The organism is Paenibacillus sp. LS1 (assembly GCF_026013365.1).
Lineage (GTDB): Bacteria > Bacillota > Bacilli > Paenibacillales > Paenibacillaceae > Paenibacillus.
In genome coordinates this window covers 26,993-47,523 of record NZ_JAPDOE010000001.1, presented here as the reverse complement: position 1 = coordinate 47,523, position 20,531 = coordinate 26,993, and the positions used below count along the sequence as shown (strand labels likewise).

The 20,531-nt window shown below is 44.8% G+C and carries 21 protein-coding genes; 5 read left to right on the top strand and 16 right to left on the bottom strand.

All coding sequences use genetic code 11. The annotated features are described in order from the left end of the window. Positions 1 to 59: 59 nt before the first annotated feature. Positions 60 to 1,058, bottom strand: a complete 999-nt coding sequence (locus OM416_RS00240) for an AraC family transcriptional regulator (RefSeq protein ID WP_264926004.1) — start codon at positions 1,056 to 1,058, stop codon at positions 60 to 62. Continuing rightward, positions 1,039 to 1,620: a TetR/AcrR family transcriptional regulator gene (locus OM416_RS00235; RefSeq protein ID WP_264926002.1), complete on the bottom strand. Its 582-nt coding sequence runs from the start codon at positions 1,618 to 1,620 to the stop codon at positions 1,039 to 1,041. The genes OM416_RS00240 and OM416_RS00235 overlap by 20 nt, the downstream gene beginning before the upstream one ends. Before the next feature lie 202 nt (positions 1,621 to 1,822). Between OM416_RS00235 and OM416_RS00230 the strand changes: the two genes are divergently transcribed. After that, a complete protein-coding gene (locus OM416_RS00230; protein ID WP_264925999.1) occupies positions 1,823 to 2,875 on the top strand; it encodes a ketopantoate reductase family protein in 1,053 nt (350 codons plus the stop codon). Between the two features lie 144 nt (positions 2,876 to 3,019). On the opposite strand, the gene OM416_RS00225 is transcribed toward OM416_RS00230, so the two are convergent. Then, positions 3,020 to 3,625, bottom strand: coding sequence for an alpha/beta fold hydrolase (locus OM416_RS00225; protein WP_264925997.1), 606 nt, complete (start codon positions 3,623 to 3,625; stop codon positions 3,020 to 3,022). Between the two features lie 162 nt (positions 3,626 to 3,787). After that, positions 3,788 to 4,096 (bottom strand): hypothetical protein, encoded by a 309-nt coding sequence (locus OM416_RS00220; RefSeq protein ID WP_264925995.1) that lies wholly within the window; start codon positions 4,094 to 4,096, stop codon positions 3,788 to 3,790. 164 nt (positions 4,097 to 4,260) lie between these two features. Here OM416_RS00220 and OM416_RS00215 point away from each other — a divergent pair, with 164 nt between their 5' ends. Both OM416_RS00215 and OM416_RS00210 read left to right on the top strand, forming a co-directional pair. Beyond that, positions 4,261 to 5,496, top strand: a complete 1,236-nt coding sequence (locus OM416_RS00215) for an ATP-binding protein (protein ID WP_264925993.1) — start codon at positions 4,261 to 4,263, stop codon at positions 5,494 to 5,496. 41 nt (positions 5,497 to 5,537) lie between these two features. Further along, entirely contained in the window at positions 5,538 to 5,963 is a 426-nt protein-coding gene (locus OM416_RS00210) for a hypothetical protein (protein WP_264925991.1), read from the top strand. Positions 5,964 to 6,042: 79 nt separating this feature from the next. Here the strand turns inward: OM416_RS00210 and OM416_RS00205 are convergent, their stop codons facing one another. Then, entirely contained in the window at positions 6,043 to 7,275 is a 1,233-nt protein-coding gene (locus tag OM416_RS00205) for a sialidase family protein (protein WP_264925989.1), read from the bottom strand. Between the two features lie 18 nt (positions 7,276 to 7,293). Beyond that, a complete protein-coding gene (locus OM416_RS00200) occupies positions 7,294 to 7,662 on the bottom strand; it encodes a hypothetical protein (protein WP_264925986.1) in 369 nt (122 codons plus the stop codon). Positions 7,663 to 7,846: 184 nt separating this feature from the next. Here OM416_RS00200 and OM416_RS00195 point away from each other — a divergent pair, with 184 nt between their 5' ends. Beyond that, positions 7,847 to 9,121, top strand: coding sequence for a stalk domain-containing protein (locus tag OM416_RS00195; RefSeq protein WP_264925983.1), 1,275 nt, complete (start codon positions 7,847 to 7,849; stop codon positions 9,119 to 9,121). A gap of 97 nt (positions 9,122 to 9,218) precedes the next feature. Here the strand turns inward: OM416_RS00195 and OM416_RS00190 are convergent, their stop codons facing one another. From OM416_RS00190 to OM416_RS00150, 9 genes are all read right to left on the bottom strand, one after another. Continuing rightward, complete coding sequence (locus OM416_RS00190) at positions 9,219 to 9,437, bottom strand: hypothetical protein (RefSeq protein ID WP_264925981.1); 219 nt, start codon at positions 9,435 to 9,437, stop codon at positions 9,219 to 9,221. 45 nt (positions 9,438 to 9,482) lie between these two features. Beyond that, entirely contained in the window at positions 9,483 to 10,658 is a 1,176-nt protein-coding gene (locus tag OM416_RS00185) for a Ger(x)C family spore germination protein (protein WP_264925979.1), read from the bottom strand. A gap of 18 nt (positions 10,659 to 10,676) precedes the next feature. Next, the gene (locus OM416_RS00180) at positions 10,677 to 11,792 is read right to left on the bottom strand and encodes a GerAB/ArcD/ProY family transporter (RefSeq protein WP_264925977.1); all 1,116 of its coding nucleotides are present in this window, start codon (positions 11,790 to 11,792) and stop codon (positions 10,677 to 10,679) included. Between the two features lie 49 nt (positions 11,793 to 11,841). Then, the gene (locus tag OM416_RS00175; RefSeq protein ID WP_264925974.1) at positions 11,842 to 13,251 is read right to left on the bottom strand and encodes a spore germination protein; all 1,410 of its coding nucleotides are present in this window, start codon (positions 13,249 to 13,251) and stop codon (positions 11,842 to 11,844) included. Between the two features lie 162 nt (positions 13,252 to 13,413). Next, positions 13,414 to 14,295 carry a carbohydrate ABC transporter permease gene (locus OM416_RS00170; protein WP_264925972.1) on the bottom strand — a complete coding sequence of 294 codons (882 nt, stop codon included), beginning with the start codon at positions 14,293 to 14,295 and terminating at the stop codon, positions 13,414 to 13,416. A gap of 14 nt (positions 14,296 to 14,309) precedes the next feature. Beyond that, positions 14,310 to 15,200, bottom strand: coding sequence for a carbohydrate ABC transporter permease (locus OM416_RS00165; protein ID WP_264925970.1), 891 nt, complete (start codon positions 15,198 to 15,200; stop codon positions 14,310 to 14,312). A 97-nt stretch (positions 15,201 to 15,297) separates the two neighbouring features. Then, positions 15,298 to 16,563 (bottom strand): ABC transporter substrate-binding protein, encoded by a 1,266-nt coding sequence (locus tag OM416_RS00160; RefSeq protein WP_264925968.1) that lies wholly within the window; start codon positions 16,561 to 16,563, stop codon positions 15,298 to 15,300. Between the two features lie 85 nt (positions 16,564 to 16,648). Next, the gene (locus OM416_RS00155; RefSeq protein WP_264925966.1) at positions 16,649 to 17,530 is read right to left on the bottom strand and encodes a helix-turn-helix domain-containing protein; all 882 of its coding nucleotides are present in this window, start codon (positions 17,528 to 17,530) and stop codon (positions 16,649 to 16,651) included. Positions 17,531 to 17,645: 115 nt separating this feature from the next. Further along, a complete protein-coding gene (locus OM416_RS00150; RefSeq protein ID WP_264925965.1) occupies positions 17,646 to 18,641 on the bottom strand; it encodes a LacI family DNA-binding transcriptional regulator in 996 nt (331 codons plus the stop codon). A gap of 156 nt (positions 18,642 to 18,797) precedes the next feature. On the opposite strand from OM416_RS00150, the gene OM416_RS00145 reads away from it, so the two are divergent. Continuing rightward, entirely contained in the window at positions 18,798 to 19,223 is a 426-nt protein-coding gene (locus tag OM416_RS00145) for a MaoC family dehydratase (protein WP_264925964.1), read from the top strand. A 65-nt stretch (positions 19,224 to 19,288) separates the two neighbouring features. Here the strand turns inward: OM416_RS00145 and OM416_RS00140 are convergent, their stop codons facing one another. Beyond that, positions 19,289 to 20,479 carry a PLP-dependent aminotransferase family protein gene (locus OM416_RS00140; RefSeq protein WP_264925962.1) on the bottom strand — a complete coding sequence of 397 codons (1,191 nt, stop codon included), beginning with the start codon at positions 20,477 to 20,479 and terminating at the stop codon, positions 19,289 to 19,291. Between the last annotated feature and the right edge of the window lie 52 nt (positions 20,480 to 20,531).

The window sequence follows — 20,531 nt, the reverse complement described above, 5'->3', positions numbered from 1 at the left end:
CGGATAGGTATAATATTACGCAGTCTGAAGGGACTAGTAACTAGCACTTTGCGCCAGTATTAATGCCTGACACGCCAATTTGAAGGTGTATCCCCTTCCCAATTTCGGAACGCACGATAGAACGAATTCTGGTCTTCATATCCAACCAGGAATGCCACTTCTTTGATATCGAGCGAAGGATCTGCAAGGTACTCTCGGGCCTGCTCACGTCTGGCCTCGGTTAATAATTGCTTGAAATTCGTGTTCTCCTCCGTCAGTCGCCGCTGCAAGGTGCGATCACTCATACGAAGCTCTTTGGCGACCGTCTGAATGTCAGGACGCTTTCCTATGAGGCTGCGTTTCATGATCCATTTCACCACTTCAGTAATAGAACGACTGCTCTCCTGTTCGTCCAGCGACCGTTCTAGTGCCGGGGTCAGAATCTCCAGTAACTCCTCGTTATACGAAAGAAATGCAAGACTCAGATCTTTCCGCCCTAGCGTCACCCGATTATAGTTGGAATTGGTATGGACTCGACAGCCAAAATAAGCTTCGAGTATGGCTACGTCACCCATTGGTTGCGAGAATTCAACCCTTTTTGCAGTCAATAGCTGTCCTGTGCCCCTCCGTCCAAGTTCGATCAAGAATGCCAGCGTAATACCCACCAGCAATGGCGGACCTGGTTGCTCCTTATGTAACCATTCGAGTTCAATGATACATTCTTCCCCTGCTTCGTTCATCTGCAAGCTCTCGGGAGGGCACATTTGCTTGTAACGGACCATTCGATTCAACGCATCCCGATAATCACGAGCATGGTACATCGCCAGAACAGGCGGAGGATACTTCGATATTTCATATCCAGTTGCAAGTTTGATGATGCCTTCGGCAGTGTCCCCAATGAGATCTGAATAGGCCTGCCAGATTGCAAAGTACTGAGATTGGGTCACTACAGGTTGATTGATTACCTCAAGAGGCAGTTGTGCAGTGCGAGCTACGTCGTCAGCACCAATCCCTAATTGATGTAATCCAGCCCAAAAGCCTGGATGAACTTTAATTCGATTATTTGGTTGCGTCTTCATGCCTACGATCTCCTTTAGCCATATTCTGATGACCCAAAGAAGAAATAAGACGAGCAATCGTTTGCGGGCTATCCTCGCTATTGGATTCCAGCCATTGATTAATGATGCCTAAGGAACCATGAACCATGTAAGTGAGCGTATAGTCCATTGTAAATGTCTTCTGGCTGTCCGCGTCTTCTCCATTTTTCAGCAGAAAGTCTTCCAGTAAAACTTGTGATAAAAAGTTGTTTTCTTTACTCTCCGAAATCAGGATTTGATAGATGGTTTTCTTATCCTGAATGATGTTCAGCAGATTAACCATCGATTGCTCTGTTGTGCAGGGACTTGTCCCCTGTCCTAACGTTTCCATGATTTCTTGCGTAAATTCCATCTGCAAGGCTTCAAACAATTCATAAGGATCTTTGTAGTGCAAATAAAACGTGCCTCGATTGATATCCGCCTGCTTACATATTTCAGTTACCGTTATTTGAGGTAATTTTTTGCTCTCTAACAGCTCTAGAAAGACCTCTTTAATAAGCTCCATCGTATATTTAGTTCTTCTATTATTTTTGATTCCAACCATGAGCTAACCCCTCTTATGATCATCTTCTCAACAAACGTAAGCCCAACTGTTGAATTCATAACACTACCACATCTATTGATGATTGTGATTGCAGAGTTGAGTAGATTATACTGACATTGCGATATCAAATCAACAGATGTTCATTTAATAACAAGTATCCAAACGCATAATTTATTTCAACCATATAAGAGGAGCAATCAATATGACAACCATCTCAAACCAACCCAAAGTTTTAATTGTAGGCGCAGGAGCCGTTGGATTTTCAGTGGGTTACCACCTTCACTTAGCTGGTGCTGATCTGACTTTTCTAGTGCGAAAAGGACGAACAGAAGCTTTCAATGCTCCGCAGAAACTCTATTGTTATAACGATGCTTCTCTCAAAGAATTTAGCGGCTATCATGTCATTGAAGATGTAACAGCTATCAAGCGTCAGCAATATCAATATATTATTGTCACCTTGGATGGTCATGCCAGTCGCACACCAGAAGGCATCGAACTGCTGTCCAGTATAGGTAATATTGTGCGGAACTCCACAACCATTGTCATTATGTGCGGGTTTGGGAGTGGAATCCGTGAACATTACCTTGAGGTGATGCAGATTCGGGAAGAACAGTTGCTCAGAGGAATACTGGGTACGCTGAGTCATCAATCCTCGGCTGATTTACCTGTCCATGAGCCCACCGATCCCAAACAGATCGCTCAAGCCATCGTCTGTTACAAACACCCGACGAACAACGTCGGTTTCCAAGTGGAAACCAATAACAAAGCAGCAGCAAAACAATTTATAGCATTGTACAATCAATCTAAAGTCTCGCGCTGTGGTCAAGTAAGCCCGGCCATGTTCAATATATACTCCAGTATCGGCTTTCCTGTATATGCCGCTTGTGATATTTTGGGCTGGCCTCCCTTCTCAACTGTTATTGCCAATACGGAACTTTGGCAGCTAGCTTGCCGTGCCCAAGGTGAAATAGCAAGCTTGCCTAATCATGGCCTCGTCGGCAAAATGATGGGTGTTGTGATGGGCGCACGTATGACAGCAAAAATACAACTTAAAATGGAACGAGATATGTTACCTCTCGATTATCAAGCTTTCAATCGTTTCCATCATGGTGGCAAGGTACGCACTCAGGATGTGGAATCTTTGCGAAACTCGATAATTGAAGGCCAACGCCAAGGCCGTCCCATGAAGGCATTGAAGGAATTACTGCAACGTGTAGTTGAACATGAAGCAGCAAGCGCATCTACGACACGTTAAAATAAATAGAAGAGGTCCTTGCTCTCCAGCAGGGACCTCTTCTTTGTTTCACTCCGCAATACGAAAACACGACTGCCATGAGTGGTCAGTCGTGTTCAAGTTCATCATTTTATATCTATGAAGAATATGCATTTCGTAATGCGGCTACTCATTCAAAGCCGTTTTGATCAGGGCGTTCACTCGTGAGTTAAACAGCAGACCGATATGTGATACGAGGGATACGGAAATGTTGTTGGCTCCGCTCAACCGGGAAAGTGTCGGGGACACAATCGTATCACTGGTGGAATAGATCGAAGTCACCTTTATTCCACTCGGAGCTGTAGTTGTAGTCAATCGATTAGCCCCACCCAGGGTGATCAACTTATCCACTTTGGAAGCGCCTCCACGGTTAAGTATGTAATAGAGACTATTGGCTCCGCCCATGCTATGCGCTACAATATTGACTTTCGTGTGGCCGGTTTCGCGTAGTACATCATCTACGAATCGACTGATTGCTGCGGAATTCAACAACTGGTTTCCTTGTTTGCTCGGGAGATCAATTGCGAATAGTTCCTCTCTCGTCCACCCTTGGCTACGCAAATAACTCTCAATCGCTGTAAAATTGCTATCTGAACCGGTTAATCCATGTACCAATACAATGGGTGTACGTGCTGTAGCTGCAGAAGCCTTTGAACTTTGACCCATTCCTGTTATGGAAAAAGCAAGAATCATGGTCATGAATGTGATGAATATCATTTTACTCTTTTTCAAAAAGTTTCACTCTCCTGTAAATAATTTATATTCCATATATTACAAGCTAACATACGGAATATAAATGATAAATGAACCTTCAGACTCATTTTTACAGGATTATCCAAAGTATACTACGACTAACAAGATTTTATTTGTTCAAACGCTAGTTCGCTACTTCTTTTATCCTTCAACGATATCTGCGTGCAGATCCGTTGCAATTTCAATCATTTTGGGTACAATCGCTTCGTTAGAAATAGCTACATACAGATCTCCCATGTACAAACGAAAAGCTATTTGTGATCCTTCAAGGTCCCACATAAAAAAGTCCCCATCGATGGACATGGTGCTCTCCGCTCCGACAATGTTAAGAACCGTCGAATAGGTAAAATCGGGTTTGGATGCGAAGTAGCGTTTGCACTCTTCTAGGGAGATGGATTGTTCTGTATTGCTTTCTTGCATGGATCGGGTAATTCGAAAACGCTGATTCATTGATTTGCCTCCAACATTTTATTAATATATACATGTTCCACAGCATTATATTTTCTCATTTCCGTCTTCCTGTGTCAAAACCATGCATGCCCTATTCTTCAAATTCATATATACTGAATACAAGTGCACAACGAATTTCTACAATCAGGAGGAGTTAATTCAAAATGTTGAAAACAGAATTCATTGATGTACTATCCATTGTCTCACATAAATTATATGATTCGGCTGCTAATGTTATGGATACAGCGAGCAGGTTAATTCCTGCAAATACGTTTTGTATCGCTCAGTTGGATCACCTATCTACTAAAGTTCTGAACGTATATAATCGCGACAAACTAATTCTGGGTGAGGGGCTAGTCGTTGACAACGCCGAGTCATACTGTGCACTTGTGACAGAATATACCCAAGGCCCGTTGGTGATAAATAATAATCTGACTCATCCATTAACCAAACATATGGACGCTACGGAATTCGTAGGCGGCTGTTCATTTGTCGGTGTACCGATACATAATGAGAACGGAGAAATTTACGGCTCCCTCTGCTCATTTGATCAGGATTTCTACTCCTATCAACAGAAGGACGTGGACCTGCTTGTCTCCCTGTCTTCATTTTTCACCGGTCTTCTTGAGATGGAAACGACTCTGCAACAGTTAAAAGATGCGGAAGAGACCGCTGCAAGAGTGCTTGAAGAGAAGAAAAATCTTCTTGCGGTCCTTAGTCACGAAATCCGCACACCAATGAATGGTGTTCTTGCAATGGCAAACCTGTTGCAATCTACTAGACTAAATGAGGATCAATCGTTATATGTTAATGTCATCGAGTCAAGTGGCGCCAGCCTTCTAGCTATGATGGATCAGATTCTGGACTACTCCAAGGCGGAAGCAGGTGCGATCTCTTTGGAGATTCATCCCTATAGCATCACTGAAACCGTTGACCATGTACTACAGTTGTTTTCCTCTGAAGCACAGAAAAAAGGACTCCGATTATACGCAGCATACAGTATAGATGATCATCTGATGCTTATCGGCGATCAGCATAAAGTCCGTCAGATTCTAATTAATCTCGTTGGGAATGCGCTTAAATTTACGGAGAAAGGTGAAGTATGTATCTCCACTCAGGTATCTGCTGATCCAGAAGGTACACTCCATGTATCCTATGAGATAAGGGATACGGGCATCGGCATCCCGCAGGATCGCCAGGATCTGTTGTTCAAATCCTATTCGCAGATTCATGGTAACTCAGGAAAGTATGGAGGAGCAGGACTGGGCTTGTCCATCTGTAAACAACTCGCTGAATTAATGGGTGGCGTTGTCTGGCTTAAAGAAACAAGTCACTTGGGCAGTCAGTTTGTCTTTAATATTTCCAGCGTTGCACCAACGTCCATGCAAATCTCTGAATAATGAATATATTATTCTATCTGAACAGATAGGAGGTATATGCGTTGTCCCAATTCCTTGATGCAAGATCATCGCAAAATGCTGCTTTGTTCAATTCCATCTCCATACCGATTCCAGTGATCAACACGCCTCAGTTATTTGCCCAGATTGGTCTGCAAACGGCTGGAGCGGGAACCAATCTGAGAGTCTCCCTAAAAGGAACCATAACGGTACAATTACCGCTTGCTCTATTTCAAGTGAGGATCATTATTGTAAGAGGCACAGTCGCAACCGATCCGATCGTTTACTCTGGGAACTACACGTATGGTTTGAGCGGTCTGCTTAACCCCGAAGTGATTGTCTTCTCTGCCAGTGACTTTAACATTCCGATCGTACCACAATTAACTTACACCGCATTTATCAGTACCAACCTGCTCGGAACAGTTCGGGTAGGTCCCGAGAGTTTCGACGGATTTGTCGTTTCGGATTAAAACGAATACCTCCACCCCCATACTCTTAATCTGTTTGTTCATATAGATTAAGATATGGGGGTGTTCTATTTAATTTGAATTAGTTTCCAAAATAAACATCTAGCTTACCCGAAGGCGGCGTTGTAGCCATCCACACCGCTGCCAGATTATCCGGACTAACTGTTGCCGCAGTAATGTAGTCTCCAATCAGTACTGTGGGCATCGGGGAATTGCCATTTGGATTAAAGGAAGTAGTTGTAATTCGTCGGTTAGTGAAGCTGGCCCCCCCATCAAAAGATTCCGCAACAAAGACGTCCAGGAGGAACCCGTCAATTCGATTGGTGTAATAAATAACCCTGATGGTCCCTGCAAAGGGGGATACGGTAATCGACGGGAAAAAATTTTGCGTACCCGGGGGGGCGCCTGTAATACTGACTGGATCTGACCAAAGAAGGCCATCGGGAGATTCGCAGAAGAAAATATCGGTATATCCGGCACGTGCATCATTCCAAACGCCATATAGAGCCCCGCTGTTGGGTCCACTTGATATGTCTGCGCCCAAACTTAAGTTGGTCTGTACTCGAAAAGCGTAATTCGGTACAGGCAAGGGCGAAGGTGCAGGTACAACGGATGAGATGAACGTAGCCTGTCGTTCAAGAGGGGGTTGATAGGTAATCCCCCCATCATAAGAAATACGCAATAGCGCAGAAGGACTGGCAGGACCCGTAATGATATATCCCGCATAGACTTGACCTGAAAACCCAACAGCCAGCGCAGCCCGATCATGTATACCTCGAGGATTCGATTGTCGATCAGGCGGCTCCCAGGATATCCCCTGCGAGAGCGACCTTTGCGTAAAAATAGCGGAAGAAGTGGTAGCAAGCGGTGTGTATCCGACATATGCATTGCCTCTATACGGGCTTCCTGGGGATCGATCAACGGCTATGTACGGCTCATCATTATGAACAATGGTACCGAAACCCGCCTGTACGATAACGGGCGGCTGCCACGTTAGTCCATCATCAAATGAGGTATAACTTGCAATCGTCCCATCATTGATCCCGTTAAACAAATGAACGGTAACGATAAAAGTATTGGGAAACGTGTAGTCTATTGTTGGCGCTTCCGCTCCTGCATATCCAGCTGGTTGAGGAAGTACAGTGGTCGACCAGGTACTGCCTCCATCAATGGAACGATAGAATCCAGTCAATGTGGGACCGGTACTGGTATCTACGGCGACCACGCATATAATATTGGGGTTCAGCGTATTAACTGCAATCGAAGGTTCAAATTGACTGCCTGCTAACGCTCCAGTTATATTCACAACGGCCATCTGCTCACCTCTTTTCGTTTAAGGGATATTTGTGAATCGGTCAATTAATGTCATCTCGGATTGGAGCACACGCTGAATGATCTGGCCTGTAGAGTTAACACCGTATACATGGATGACCGTACTTGTAGCACTGAAATAATCACTTTGTACCTCGTAAAAAGCCGCATTGATCAGTGGATAGATTAAGCTTCTCGTCGCTTGGGGAAGTAATTCAAACAGATCATGACCAATGGGTATACGCGCAGCTTGAGAGGTATCCCACCTGAAAACTTCCAGCTCAATATTGACAGGTGCATTGAGGGAATCATTAATGCAAGTCACTATGAGCTGAGTGGATTGGGTCTCACCCGATGTTGGATTGTAAATAAAGCCCGTAGAGTTTGGCAAAAAGCACACTCCTTCCGTAATGTTTATTGGAGTATATTACGATTCCTGCCACCCGTATGACTTAAACATCGAACTCTTATATTGGAACGATATGAAAATTTTGTTATGCTACATATGCTAGATTAATAGATTCTGTTCAAAACATGATTCTACTACTTATGTAGGAAGTTGGAGGAAATATACGATGTTCATTAAACGTGTAGGAAAAATCGCTGCTGTTACCGTATTGGGCCTATCAGTCCTTGGAAGCACCCCAAATATTGCTGGAGTATACGCTGCTCCGGCCATTTCAGTTCTACTGGATGATGTTCCCCTGAAGTTTGATGCGGCACCCCGGATTGATAAAGGTGTCACTTACGTCCCTTTTCGGACTGTTGGAGAAGCTCTTGGTATCGATATTACTTGGAACAGCAAATCACAGACTGTAAAAGCAACCAATAATGTGATCGGACAAACTACTGAGGTGCTATTACAAGTTGGAAGCACCACAGCCACCGTAAATGGAAAAAAAGTTATACTCCCTGCAGCACCTGTTCAGCGGCAAGGACGTGTACTCATTCCACTCAGTTCATTCAGTAACCAATTTGGTGTAGGTGTTAGTTGGAATCAAGCCACCAAAACCGTTTCCCTTGTCTCACCACAGCGCGAAATGCATCTGAGAGCCTTCTATGCATTGCAATCCTTTCAAGAAAAGGATCTTATTGCTTCTATGAATTCTGTAGCATTTGGCTGGAGCCGCATTGATCGCAATGGACAATTCACCCTTCAAGGGGATGAGTACCGCCTCCCTGCTGCTGCGGGTGATATTACGCCGCAGTCCATCGTTGCTGACGCATCGGATCAGCAGATCCAACCACAGCTCATGGTGTATGCTTTGGATGGAAATGGTGAACTGACCAAAGTTCTGAGTGACAGCAGCCTGCGGCAGAAATCGATTGAAAGTATAACTGCTGCGGTAGCTGAGCATGGTTTTGGCGGAGTTGTTCTGGATTTTGAAGGACTGGGTTTTAAACTGGATGCGGTAGCACAACAGAAGTTGCTCAATGCTTATGTGAAACAATTGAAGAGTTCCTTGCCCCAGGACACGGCCTTATCTCTGGCGGTACCGCCGCTAAACAGTGCTTATAAAGGATATGATTACAAGACACTTTCCTCCATTGCAGATGATCTGATCATTATGGCCTATCAGTATAATCCGGTTGGCACCAAATCCCAGGTACCCGAACCGAATAGTCTTGTGGACCAAGCGATACAGCTAGCTCTTCAAGCTGGTGTCCCAAAAAACAAGCTGCTACTCGGTATCAGTTTAAGCAGTGAAACACCGTCCTCTGTGGATGATAAGCTGGGTCTTGCCAAACGTTATGACCTCAAAGGAGCCGCCTTCTGGCGCCTGGGTCTGTTCCGTTCCTACAACACGAAGATGGAAGATGCCGTAAATGCTTCTGTGATCAAAGAATAAAAATCTTTGAGTGGATGCATTAATGACAGTTCGCTTAAAAGTAAAAGAAGGACCAAATCTCTGCTTGTCAGAGACTTGGTCCTTCTTTGCTATCATTTTATTTCATAAGTTTATCTACACTTCCAAATACAAGCTTCACAATCTGGGTCGGACCGGGCAAACGAGGCTGGAAGAGAAGAATGATTCCAAGGACAGCCGCCACAGCAGTAATTCCTGCTGTCACTATTCTGGCTCGCTTCTCTTTGCTACTCCTCCACTCTCCATATACTATCGCAGTCGCCAGCATCAGAATTCCAAGGATTGAGCCCAGTTTCATGCAATCACCTCTCTTTCTCAAGCTTTTAACAGGAGCAAATTCTGTTCAAGTTTCGTCCTCATTCGGTATCCCCTGTGGTCCGGTTGATTTACCAGTACGCACTACGTGTGCATCCACTTTAACTTCCACGTCCAATTCAGGATAGAGGGTTTCCCAGTTCTTCTCCTGCTTCTTCCATTGCTTCGGATAATATCTGCGAAATTCAACTGCAAATTTGAAGAAATCGGAGCGCAGCTCCTTCTGGGACAGGTCTAAAGCATCATGAGCCAGAGATGTGAGTTTGGCAGACCATTCCTGTTCCAGTTTAGTTAACACAGCGGGATCCGTTAGATTGGCATCCGTCGTATTTAACACCACTTCTCCGCTGGTTTGGATATCCACCTTCATGCTCCAATGCTGGTTTACAATTCGTGGCTTCAAGGCCGTTTTAATTTCAATGAGTCGAATCGAGAACGAACCCTCTAACGGCTCAAACTCAACAGGCATGATAATGTTGTTCAGCTCTTTTGCGAGTAGCAATACACCTACGCTCATTGGTTCCTTAACCGTTTTGACATAGCGATCCTTATTATACAAGCTCAGACCTTTCACATACGGTGTAGTCGTCAGTTTATCCTGATCGGGTTCTGGGGGTAAGACTAACATGCGAGACAAAATGGCGGAACTGCTTGGTCCTTCAATGGATTTAGCCAGTTCAAGGGCAGTGACACGTGTACCTAGCTTCAGATTGGCCATCTCACGCAACGATTCAGCAGAACTCCGCTCCAGGGGATCAAGTAACGCCAGGATATCTTTCGCCGCCTTTTCGCTGGAAAAGACATACGCATGCTCCCTGAATTGAGGGTAACGCAGGAAGAAATCAATGTACTCGCGAATACCGCGCTTGCCGGCTTGTTCACTAATGATAATGACTTCGCAGTGCCCCCAGAACATATTCCGGGGAACTTTCCGTTGCAACCGATTCAACGCCTCGGCAATCGTACGCCCCTCTGCTGTTCGAATCATTGTGACACCGCTCGGACTGCCGCCGCTCCCACTGCTATCTCCTCCACCAGCTTTGCGCGGAACAAATATCTGTGAAGTCAATTGTACTTTGCCCTCTTCGTAATCGATCCCCGTAGCCAGCACGATGGCCAAATCGTTAATTTCAATGCGATCCCAGCATCCACTCAAAAGTACACAACACAATATTGGCATTAGTAGTACTCTATATATTCGCAAGTGCTCCTCCCCCATCAATCAGGTGTTCGCTCGATTCTTTCGAAAATGGGCCCACCCTTTCTTCAGCCATGCAACACCGTAGATCATAGCCGGAAGGATTAATAAAATGCTGATCGTATACAAGTTGGCTGAAGCGCTAACCAGACTGGAAATGCCAGATCCGCCGGACACAACCCAGTAAGCAAATACCATACACAGGAACGAAAGCGGAACAACAACGGGTTTGTAGTCCTTCAACCCAAACCATTCCGCTGTGGATGTAGCAAAGATATATAGAAAAACGGAAATTTTAACGAAAATACCGAAAATCCAAACTGCAATAATAAGGGACTCGATATGTTGCAGAAAGTCCGCAATGGTTATGTATCTTGCTGCGATCATGACGGGAAATACGAATGTATCCGTCAAATCACCAATTAAAAACAGGCAAAACAGATTGGTAACCGTCATTGCAGTTGTCGTCAATACGAGGGAACCCAGCATGACCCGGGTTGTTCGTTTTTTTTGATTCACATAAGGTAGCAGAAAAGCCAACACGATATATTCACTAAACCATGCAGCAGGTGCAGCGGCCCCTGTAATAATGGGAATTGGTCCTTTCTCCATGAAGGGAAACAGCTCGGCAGGATTCAGTTCACCAATCAACAATATAAAGATCAACGCCAGTAGCACAATCAGCAGGGTAACAAACACCTGAGAGGTTCGTCCAACAACTTCAATCCCGAGTCTGACATTAATCGCACATACAACAACCATCGTACCCATCACAACAAACAAAGGTGTACTTGGAAGTGCATTATTGACAATGAATTCACCGTACTCCCGAATAATCAAGCCTGTCAGATGCGGTAAGAAAGCGATATATATCAGACCGAATAACTTACCCGGAATCCGACCAACGATTGATACACTGGATTGAATGAGCGTTTTTCCAGGGTACATACGATCAAGACCAATGGAGATACCAATGGCAGCCAGTCCAACGAGAGAACCCAGAATTGGAGTCATCCACATGTCGTGTCCTGCATAGTGCATTGTAATTCCAGGCACAGATAAGATGGCCGTCGCGAGAATGGCGGGAAAGACCATGAATGCCAATTGAGTTTCTGATATTTTTCCTTTGTCCGTCAACATGTGTGATCCCGCTCCCTTGGTTGCATTGGTTGCTTGAGTATAGATGGGTCTAGTGCGGTTTGTTCCTTGGAGATGGACGCCACCATACATCCTTGAGTTCCTTAGCCATCGTAGGCGCTACCGGTGACAGATAAGGTGTTCCGAATGAACGAAGACTGCTCAGATGTATGACAACCAAGATGACGCCCAGCATGACACCCGTGAGTCCCAGTGTTCCCGCCAGAAACATCATGGGAAAACGCAACAGTCGGGTCGCGATACTGGCAGCATAACGGGGGATCATGAAAGAAGCGATCCCGGTAATCGCCACAATGATAATCATGGGGGCTGACACAATTCCTGCACTAGTCGCCGCCTGCCCAATAATTAAGGCTCCCACGATACTGACGGCTGATCCGACCTGCTTCGGTAATCGGACGCCAGCCTCACGTAGTGCTTCAAAGGCAATTTCCATAATGAGTGCTTCCACCAGTGCCGGGAAAGGGATCTCTTCTCTCGCCCGGGCAATACTGAGAAGCAATACGGTGGGAATCATCTCCTGATGAAACGTGGTAATTGCTACATATGCCGATGGAAGCAGCATGGATAACACATAAAAAATGTATCGCAGCCAGCGTACAAAAACACTCATGAATACATTTTGATAATAATCTTCCGGGGATTGTAACATGGAAAAAATGGTGACTGGCGCGATCAGGGTGAACGGCGTTCCGTCAACGAGAATAGCAAACCGACCTTCCAGCAAGTTGGATGCAACGACATCCGGACGCTCCGTCGCAATCATCTGTGGAAATGGTGAATATCGCTGATCGACAATACCTTCTTCAATATACTGGCTCTCCAGTACGTCTCGAAGCTTCAAATCGTCAAGTCGTACCTCTACTTCCTTCACCAGTTTGGGGTCAATAATGCCTTCCATATAGATAAGTGAAACACTGGTGTTTGTGCGATCTCCCATGTTACGTGTATGAATTTTTAATGCAGGTGTTTTGATACGTTTGCGCAGTAGTGACATATTCATGGTCAACGATTCTGTAAATCCATCCCGTGCACCGCGTACAGTCGATTCAGCTAACGGTTCCTCCGTTGAACGATTTGCAGCTTGATATAAAGGGTATGCTGTTCCAACTTTTGAACCGTCCAGCAATAACAGAGCTTCTCCCTCTAATATGGCCTGCACCGCCTGAGTGGCTGTTTCAATATGTTTAACAGATGCGAAAGGGACTTGCGCAGCTTCGATCCCCGTCTCCTGAAGGGGCGTGAATACCTGTCGTTCCAGCCGCTCTGTATCACATAAACCAACACAATATATGCATAGCGCTGATGTATGACACGCAGTTTGGAATGTATGGAACACAACATCCGAGCAACCTGCAAAAACGGAGCTTAACATTTCTTGATCAACGGCTAGGTATCCGGTTAACGGCAGGTTCTGTTGTGTTATCGGTGATGTGTCCATACCGTCTCCCCTTTCTGTGCATGCTCCGTCCGTCCAGATATTCTCAGTTAAAGGTATCCTTTACTTATAAGATGGGATATATACGCAAAATAAAGAACAGCAAAGAGCCGTCCGTATGGACGACCCTTATGATACCGAACGCTATTAAATCTCGATGAATCACTATCCTTTCACCGCACCCAAGGCAACACTTCCAATAATCTGTTTGGAAAATACAGAGAATACAACAATAATAGGCAAGATTGAGATCGCTACACCCAAATACAAGAGTCCATAATCCATCCCATAGTACCCTTGAACTAGCGCAACCAGTACCGGTAGCGGATATTTGTCCAGAGAGAAAAACAGAACGAGTGGTGTTAGAAAATTATTCCATGAACCGATAAACGTGAATATACCAAGGGCCGAGATCGCCGGTCCTAGAATGGGCAGTACAATCTGATTGAACGTCCGGAATTCACCTGCACTGTCCACCCGTGCAGATTCAATAATCTCATCCGGGATGCTGCTCTCCATAAACTGTTTGATGAAAAATACGTTAAATGCGTTAGCCGCAGCAGGCAAAATAATTGCAGCATAGCTGTCCAGAAGTCCCAACATGCTGAATAGTCGATACACGCCAATGAGGGCCAGTTGCCCCGGCACCATCATGGTCGCTAACAGAAACAGGAACAACCAGTTCCGTCCTTTGAATTTAAATTTGGCAAAGCCATATGCAGTCAGAGCACCTATATACAGAGATAACACGGTCGATGTTCCGGCAATGAATATACTGTTGGCAAACCCACGCCAAATGTTGATTTTGGATACCATATTCATATAGTTATCGACCAAAAATGATCCGGGGAGAAATGTGAAAGTTGAAGCAATTGTGGCATTGTTATGTGTGGAATAGATGAGCATCAGATAGAATGGAATGATACAGAGCACGGCAAGACCACTCAGCAGCAAATAAATGATGATCTTGCCTGCCGTCAGTCGTCTGGTCTTGGCATACTGCTGAATCGCCGCATTTGGTTGTTCAATTGATTTTGCAGTTTGCATGAGAACTTCCCTCCCTATGAACGGCTCTTCCGCTTGGTCATGATGAAGGATGCAACGGACAACAATATGATAATGATGAACAGACAAAATGCTATAGCGGCACCGTAACCAAAACGCGTGCTCTGAAATGCTACATTATAGAGATACATAATACTGGTCATGGCTGCTCGGTCAGGACCACCAGTTCCATTGGTCAGTGTAAACGGCTGATCGAAAATCTGAATGCCACCAATAATGGATGTAATCATCTGAAACAGAATAATTGGACGGAGCATCGGTACGATAATATGGATGAAAATATGCTTCTTTTTCGCGCCATCCATCTGGGCAGCTTCCAGCAACGACGGATCAATACCCTGAAGACCTGCAAGGTAGATGACCATGGAATAACCGAAATATTGAAAAAACAAGATAGATGACACAATTAGCCGCATAAACCAAGGGTCATTTTTCCAATTAATTGGATCTTGAATAATCCCGATCTGCATCAAAAAATGATTCAGTCCCCCGGACTGCCAGTCAAAGATCAGACTGACAAGCAACCCGAGTGATGCAGCCGTAACGATATTGGGGAAAAAATATACGGCTCTGAAAAAGTCCCGCCCTTTGAGCAGCTTATCGTTCAGAATAAAAGCCAGCACAAGTGAGATTGTGAGCTGCGGAACCACGGAAACTCCCCAGATGAATAACGTATTGAACAAGGTTTTGTAGAACAACGGATCTTGTAGTACGGCCACGTAGTTACCAATCCCTACAAAGTCAGGTGTCGTGATTCCATCAAAGTTGGTGAAACTGATATAGAGGGAATACAATATGGGATAGAGTCCAAAAATGGTGAAAATAATAAAGAACGGAGCAATGAAGTAGTAGCCGTAATGGTCCTTTCGAATCGTTTTGGCAAACATATTCTGTCCCCCCAGTTATCATTGGATGTGTACATTCATTCGCTTACTTATAGGGCGTATCTGAAAACTCCCAAGGAGTTTTGAGACACGTCCTAAGCTAATCCACTTCCAGCTCCGGAAATCTCAAGGCGACATCACGTTTGATTCGCTTCACTACTTCATCTTTGTTCTGAATGTCCTGATTGAGATACAACTGGAGTACATTTTTATAAATATCACTGTTAATAATGGCATCATATTTGGTGCGTTCATACACAGGAACCCGCTTGGCAGCCTCCGAGAAAAACTCGAAATGCTTTTGCCCCCCCAGATAGGGCGATGAGAGCGAAGGCGCAAGTTTGTCATTCACAACCATATTGCTCGTAAAATAATCCTGCTCTTTCGCTAACTCGGACAGAAACTCGTGGTCAAAATTGTAGAACTCAATAAACTTCCAGGCCAGATCCTTTTTGTCACTTTTACTGTACATCGAGATATAGGTCCCACCCGCACTAAAGGCTGACGGTCCCGGGGCAAGGCCCCACATGCCTTCGGTATCCGGGGCGTTCGCCTTGAACGTGTATTGCAAGCCCCAGGTTGCCCCGGGATAGAACATGACCTCCCCTTTTTGCATGGATGCAGCATAACCAGCACTTCCATCTTCATACTCGGCAAGTACATGGCGTTCACGCGCTTCACGTACAAGATCCAGCACCTCCATATAGGTTGGATCGATGACGAGCTTGCCATCCTTCACCCACGGTATACCGTCATATGAGTTCGATATGGCATTCCAGTTCGCCAATGCATGTACTTTATTCCCGCTAAGCTTCTGTACCTTCTCTCCAATCTCGAAGATCTTCTCCCAAGTATCAATCTGTGAACCCACCTTCTCAGGATCATCGGTCCCCAGATATTTCTTCGCCAAATCCCGGCGATAATAGATGCCCCCAGGTGTTCCCTGATAACCTATCGCTCTGACATTTCCCTCACTGTCCTTTTCATTGGCCTGCACAAAAGCATATTGTTCCTGAATAAGCTCATTGGCGTTATAAGGCGAAGCCGATAAATTCTCCAGATATGGAACATCAATCAGTTCTCGAATATTGGCATTTTCAATCATAAATACATCCGGAGCCTTCGAGGTCGTCTGGAGCGCAGATTTAAGCTTGGTGATATAGAAGTTGCCGGGAATATTGACAAAGTTCACTTTGATGTCGGGATATTTCTGTTCGAATTTCTCAATGGCATATCCAGCTTCATCCGTAAAACTCCACACCGTTATTTCCTGCTGCTTGGTTTGATTGGACGGACTGAGCTGACAACCAGCTAACAACATCGCTACACATACGAATACAATAGTTGGCTTAAACCACTTCTTCATAGGCCCCCTCCTTCTAAAAGGAAACGCTTACATTTTATTAGAGTATATTGATTTCGGAGGGGTCTTTCTCTACAAATATTGTGCATTACCCTTCATATTTTGTGATATTCGTACGGTGTTTCTTGCGAAATTCAGAGGGTGTACAGTCATTATATTTTTTAAAAAGACGATTATAGGAGTTCACATTGTTGAACCCATGGCCGATGGCTATATCCAAAATGGAATCCTGACGGAACAATAACGCCCACTCGGATTTGATAATTCGAAAATGATTCAAGTATTCCATCAAAGTCACTCCTTTGATCTCTTTGAATAATTTGCAGACATGGAACTTGCTGAATTTAATATGTTCCGCTACCTGTTCCAGCTTGATCGGTTCAGCATAATGATCCTCCAGATATTCACAGACTGATTCAAGGAATTCAAATTTTTTGGACGAAGTACACGGCCATTCCGAAGGCGTTAGTTGATCGGTAGTTGGTGCCTTTGTACGTAACAAGAGAACAATAAGATCATACAGCCGGGAAACCATCAACCATCGATATCCCGGCTTTTGATGTTTCTTCTCGGCTATGATGACATCTATATATTGAACCAGATTGTTGCGACTTCCTGCATTCGACGGAATAACGGTTGTTTTATTGAAGAGTTCGCCAAGCTCCTGTATCTCGGCTTCAGTCGTGAAGCTTCCTGTTAACAATTCCAGCCGGAACAAGATTATGGTTAGGTGCTCGGTCCCCGGCAAAAAGCAGTGTACATCACCTGGTTTGATCAGCAGCACATCACCTTGTCCCAGCTCACGAACATGGTCATTCACGCCAATTCGTGCGCTTTTTCCATTAACAACAACCAATTCAACCTCATCATGCCAGTGTGCAGCAAAATTAAACTGATCACCTGTATGAATCACCCGAATGGGAAAACCTTCTTCCATATGGCCTGTCTCCAGAAACGTGGGTACGCCCATCTAATCACCCTCCATTTATTTCCTATGCAAGAATCTCTCGTCTTTATTATTATGCATAAATTGCCACACTCCTTTCTTTTTGAATATTTAAAATTCTATTGAACGAAAAAACTCCTCAACTCAGGTTGAGGAGCCGAACGGAATCACGTTCCACGCATTGGATATCCAGTGTATATAAATTCTCTACAGACTCTCCTTTTAACCGTTGAAAGAGAACATGACCTGCAAGCTGAGCCGCATCCGTCTTCGGTTGCCGAAATGTGGTCAGAGGTGGTTGCACATACTGAGATGCCGGGATATTGTCAAAACCAATTACGGATAACTGTTCAGGTACTGCAATCCCATGCTCTCTGAAGGCTTCCAAACCACCAAAGGCCATTTCATCATTTGCAAAAAATACTGCGGATGGCAATTCTCCTTCGAGCAGTTTCTTGGCTGCATGGTAGCCATCTTGCTTCAAGTATTGTCCACCGATTTTCCATGCCGGGTTCTCTTCAATGCCTGCTTCTGCCATGGCATTGAGATAACCTTGATAACGCTGCAGATTACATTCCGAATGGGCTGGGCCACTAATATAGGCAATGGTCCGATGTCCTTTATCGATCAGATAACGGGTAGCCAGGTACCCACCTTGCGTATCACTCATCAAAACCTTTACAATATGTGGAGCATCCAGATCCCGATCCATGACAACAATCGGAAATCCTGCTTCAGATGCCTCAATGAGCAACTGATCTTCAATATTTTGAGCGATGACAATAGCTCCGTCGATTCTTCTTTCACGAATGTAACGATGGGCTGTCGACTTCTCTCCACCCAGTGAGCTACAGACGATCATATCATATCCATGGCTCATCGCGATCGACTGTATTCCATTCACCAAATCCGAGAAATACGGACTGGACATGTCATGGACAATCACACCAATCGTTTGTGTACTCTGACGCTTCATTTCAGATGCAGGGCCGTTCTTCACGTAATTCAGTTGGCCTGCTGCTGCGAGCACTCTCTGCCTTGTTGTCTCACTTACATTACCTTTATCGTTGAGTACGCAAGATACGGTTGAACTGGCTACACCAGCCATCTTGGCGACATCTTTAATCGTTATCATGATATATACTCCTCAAAGACCGTTTCATCTATTTATTTCAATATGACTGAAATACACACCAGATGGTTCACTAGCATTTTAACACGTCAGTCTGATCATGTCTCTTTTCAGGGCGTGACTGCGAAAAAAACACATTAAAGAAACCGAGGTACCCTCATGAAATTCAGCGAATATGTAACAGGTCAGCGCTACGAAACAAAATCCTTGGCATTATCCAAGAGCGATATTATTGCGTTTGCCAAAATCTATGATCCACAGTATATGCATTTGGATGAAAAAAAGGCCACACAGGGCCGCTTCGGTAGTTTAATTGCTTCTGGCATGCAAACGATGAATATCTCCTTTAAGTTATGGATTGAGGTCGGAATCTATGGAGAGCATGTTGTGGCAGGAACGGGAATGAACAACATTCAATTCTTGAAGCCCGTCTTCCCGGATGATGAACTGCATGTCATTGCAGAGGTCATTGACCTACTTCCCCGACGTAAAGGAAATGGGATTGTTACCGTGCTGCTGAGTACATTTAATCAGAAGAATCAAAAGGTATTTCAGGCAGAATTAAGTGCGTTGATTGATAACTGAGAACGAGAAAGCCAAAAAAGCCGCCAATTGGCGGCTTTTCGTAGATATATCACATTGAAGCAATTTTAAACGTTATAACCTTTTAAGACCTGCCCCAAGATTTCAACACCCTTCACAATCTGTTCGTCCGACGGCGTGGAGAAATTAAGTCTGATCGCATTACAAGGATCTTGCTCGTTCACCAGGAATGCATTCCCCGGCACAACCGCAACTCCTTGGGCTGCCGCAGTCTTGGCATAATCAAGCATTGGCACATGTGCTGGCAGATCACACCAGAGGAACAGTCCACCATCCGGTTGGGTATAGGTAATGAACTCCCCCATATGCTCTTGCAGCTTGTCCATCATCAATGTTGCTTTTCTCCGATATACCTCACGAATGCTGTTAATATGCCCCGCGTAGTCATACTCTGTCATGAACTTGTATGCCAGAATCTGTGGAAGCATAGCCGTATGTACGTCTTCTCCCTGTTTCGCGACAACCATTTTCTCCACAACTTCATGTGGCGCTTGTACAAAACCAACGCGCAGTCCCGCCGACAAAATTTTGGAGAATGATCCAACATAGATCACCAGACCCTCATCATCCATTGATTTGATCGTTGGCACATCGTCTCCATTGAATCGAAGTTCTCCGTAAGGATTATCTTCCAAAATCATCACGCCATACTTCTTAGCCAGCTCGTAAATGGCCTTCCGTTTCTCAAGGCTTGTCGTTACACCGGTCGGATTCTGAAAACTTGGAATCACGTAGATCAGTTTCACATTGGGCTCCGTTTGCAGCGCCTGTTCTAGCTTTTCAATATCCATACCGTCCATCTCCATCGGAACACCGGCAAGCTTCGCACCGGATGCCCGGAAGGAGTTCAGAGAACCGATAAAGCTCGGACTCTCACAGATGATGGTATCCCCCTCATTACAGAACACTTTACAGGCCAGTTCAATCCCCTGCTGTGCTCCAGATACGATGAACAATTGATCGGATGGCTTACCCGTATCAAAACCAGTCTTCAAATGTTGAGTCAATGCTTCTCTCAAGGGAATATATCCTTCGGTGATTCCGTATTGCAGAGCCGTGACCGGGTCCTGTTCCAGAATGGATTGGGTAAACGTACGAATCGCCTCAATAGGAAAGGTTTCCGGAGCGGGGTTTCCCGCAGAGAATGGAATCACATTTTGCCCAGAAGAAGCCTTCAGAATCTCACGAATAATGGATGGTTGCAGTGCTGCGATACGATTGGAAAATAAATAGTTCATGTTAAATAGTGCCTCCCGACATTTCATCTGAATTAACTCTCTATCATTACAT

Coding starts and splice junctions, on each gene's coding strand:
- OM416_RS00195 (WP_264925983.1), top strand. CDS start 7,847: ATGTTCATTAAACGTGTAGGAAAAATCGCTGCTGTTACCGTATTGGGC.
- OM416_RS00155 (WP_264925966.1), bottom strand. CDS start 17,530: ATGGGCGTACCCACGTTTCTGGAGACAGGCCATATGGAAGAAGGTTTT.
- OM416_RS00175 (WP_264925974.1), bottom strand. CDS start 13,251: ATGGACACATCACCGATAACACAACAGAACCTGCCGTTAACCGGATAC.
- OM416_RS00165 (WP_264925970.1), bottom strand. CDS start 15,200: ATGTTTGCCAAAACGATTCGAAAGGACCATTACGGCTACTACTTCATT.
- OM416_RS00145 (WP_264925964.1), top strand. CDS start 18,798: ATGAAATTCAGCGAATATGTAACAGGTCAGCGCTACGAAACAAAATCC.
- OM416_RS00170 (WP_264925972.1), bottom strand. CDS start 14,295: ATGCAAACTGCAAAATCAATTGAACAACCAAATGCGGCGATTCAGCAG.
- OM416_RS00160 (WP_264925968.1), bottom strand. CDS start 16,563: ATGAAGAAGTGGTTTAAGCCAACTATTGTATTCGTATGTGTAGCGATG.
- OM416_RS00220 (WP_264925995.1), bottom strand. CDS start 4,096: ATGAATCAGCGTTTTCGAATTACCCGATCCATGCAAGAAAGCAATACA.
- OM416_RS00140 (WP_264925962.1), bottom strand. CDS start 20,479: ATGAACTATTTATTTTCCAATCGTATCGCAGCACTGCAACCATCCATT.
- OM416_RS00190 (WP_264925981.1), bottom strand. CDS start 9,437: ATGAAACTGGGCTCAATCCTTGGAATTCTGATGCTGGCGACTGCGATA.
- OM416_RS00180 (WP_264925977.1), bottom strand. CDS start 11,792: ATGTTGACGGACAAAGGAAAAATATCAGAAACTCAATTGGCATTCATG.
- OM416_RS00215 (WP_264925993.1), top strand. CDS start 4,261: ATGTTGAAAACAGAATTCATTGATGTACTATCCATTGTCTCACATAAA.
- OM416_RS00205 (WP_264925989.1), bottom strand. CDS start 7,275: ATGGCCGTTGTGAATATAACTGGAGCGTTAGCAGGCAGTCAATTTGAA.
- OM416_RS00150 (WP_264925965.1), bottom strand. CDS start 18,641: ATGATAACGATTAAAGATGTCGCCAAGATGGCTGGTGTAGCCAGTTCA.
- OM416_RS00230 (WP_264925999.1), top strand. CDS start 1,823: ATGACAACCATCTCAAACCAACCCAAAGTTTTAATTGTAGGCGCAGGA.
- OM416_RS00235 (WP_264926002.1), bottom strand. CDS start 1,620: ATGGTTGGAATCAAAAATAATAGAAGAACTAAATATACGATGGAGCTT.
- OM416_RS00240 (WP_264926004.1), bottom strand. CDS start 1,058: ATGAAGACGCAACCAAATAATCGAATTAAAGTTCATCCAGGCTTTTGG.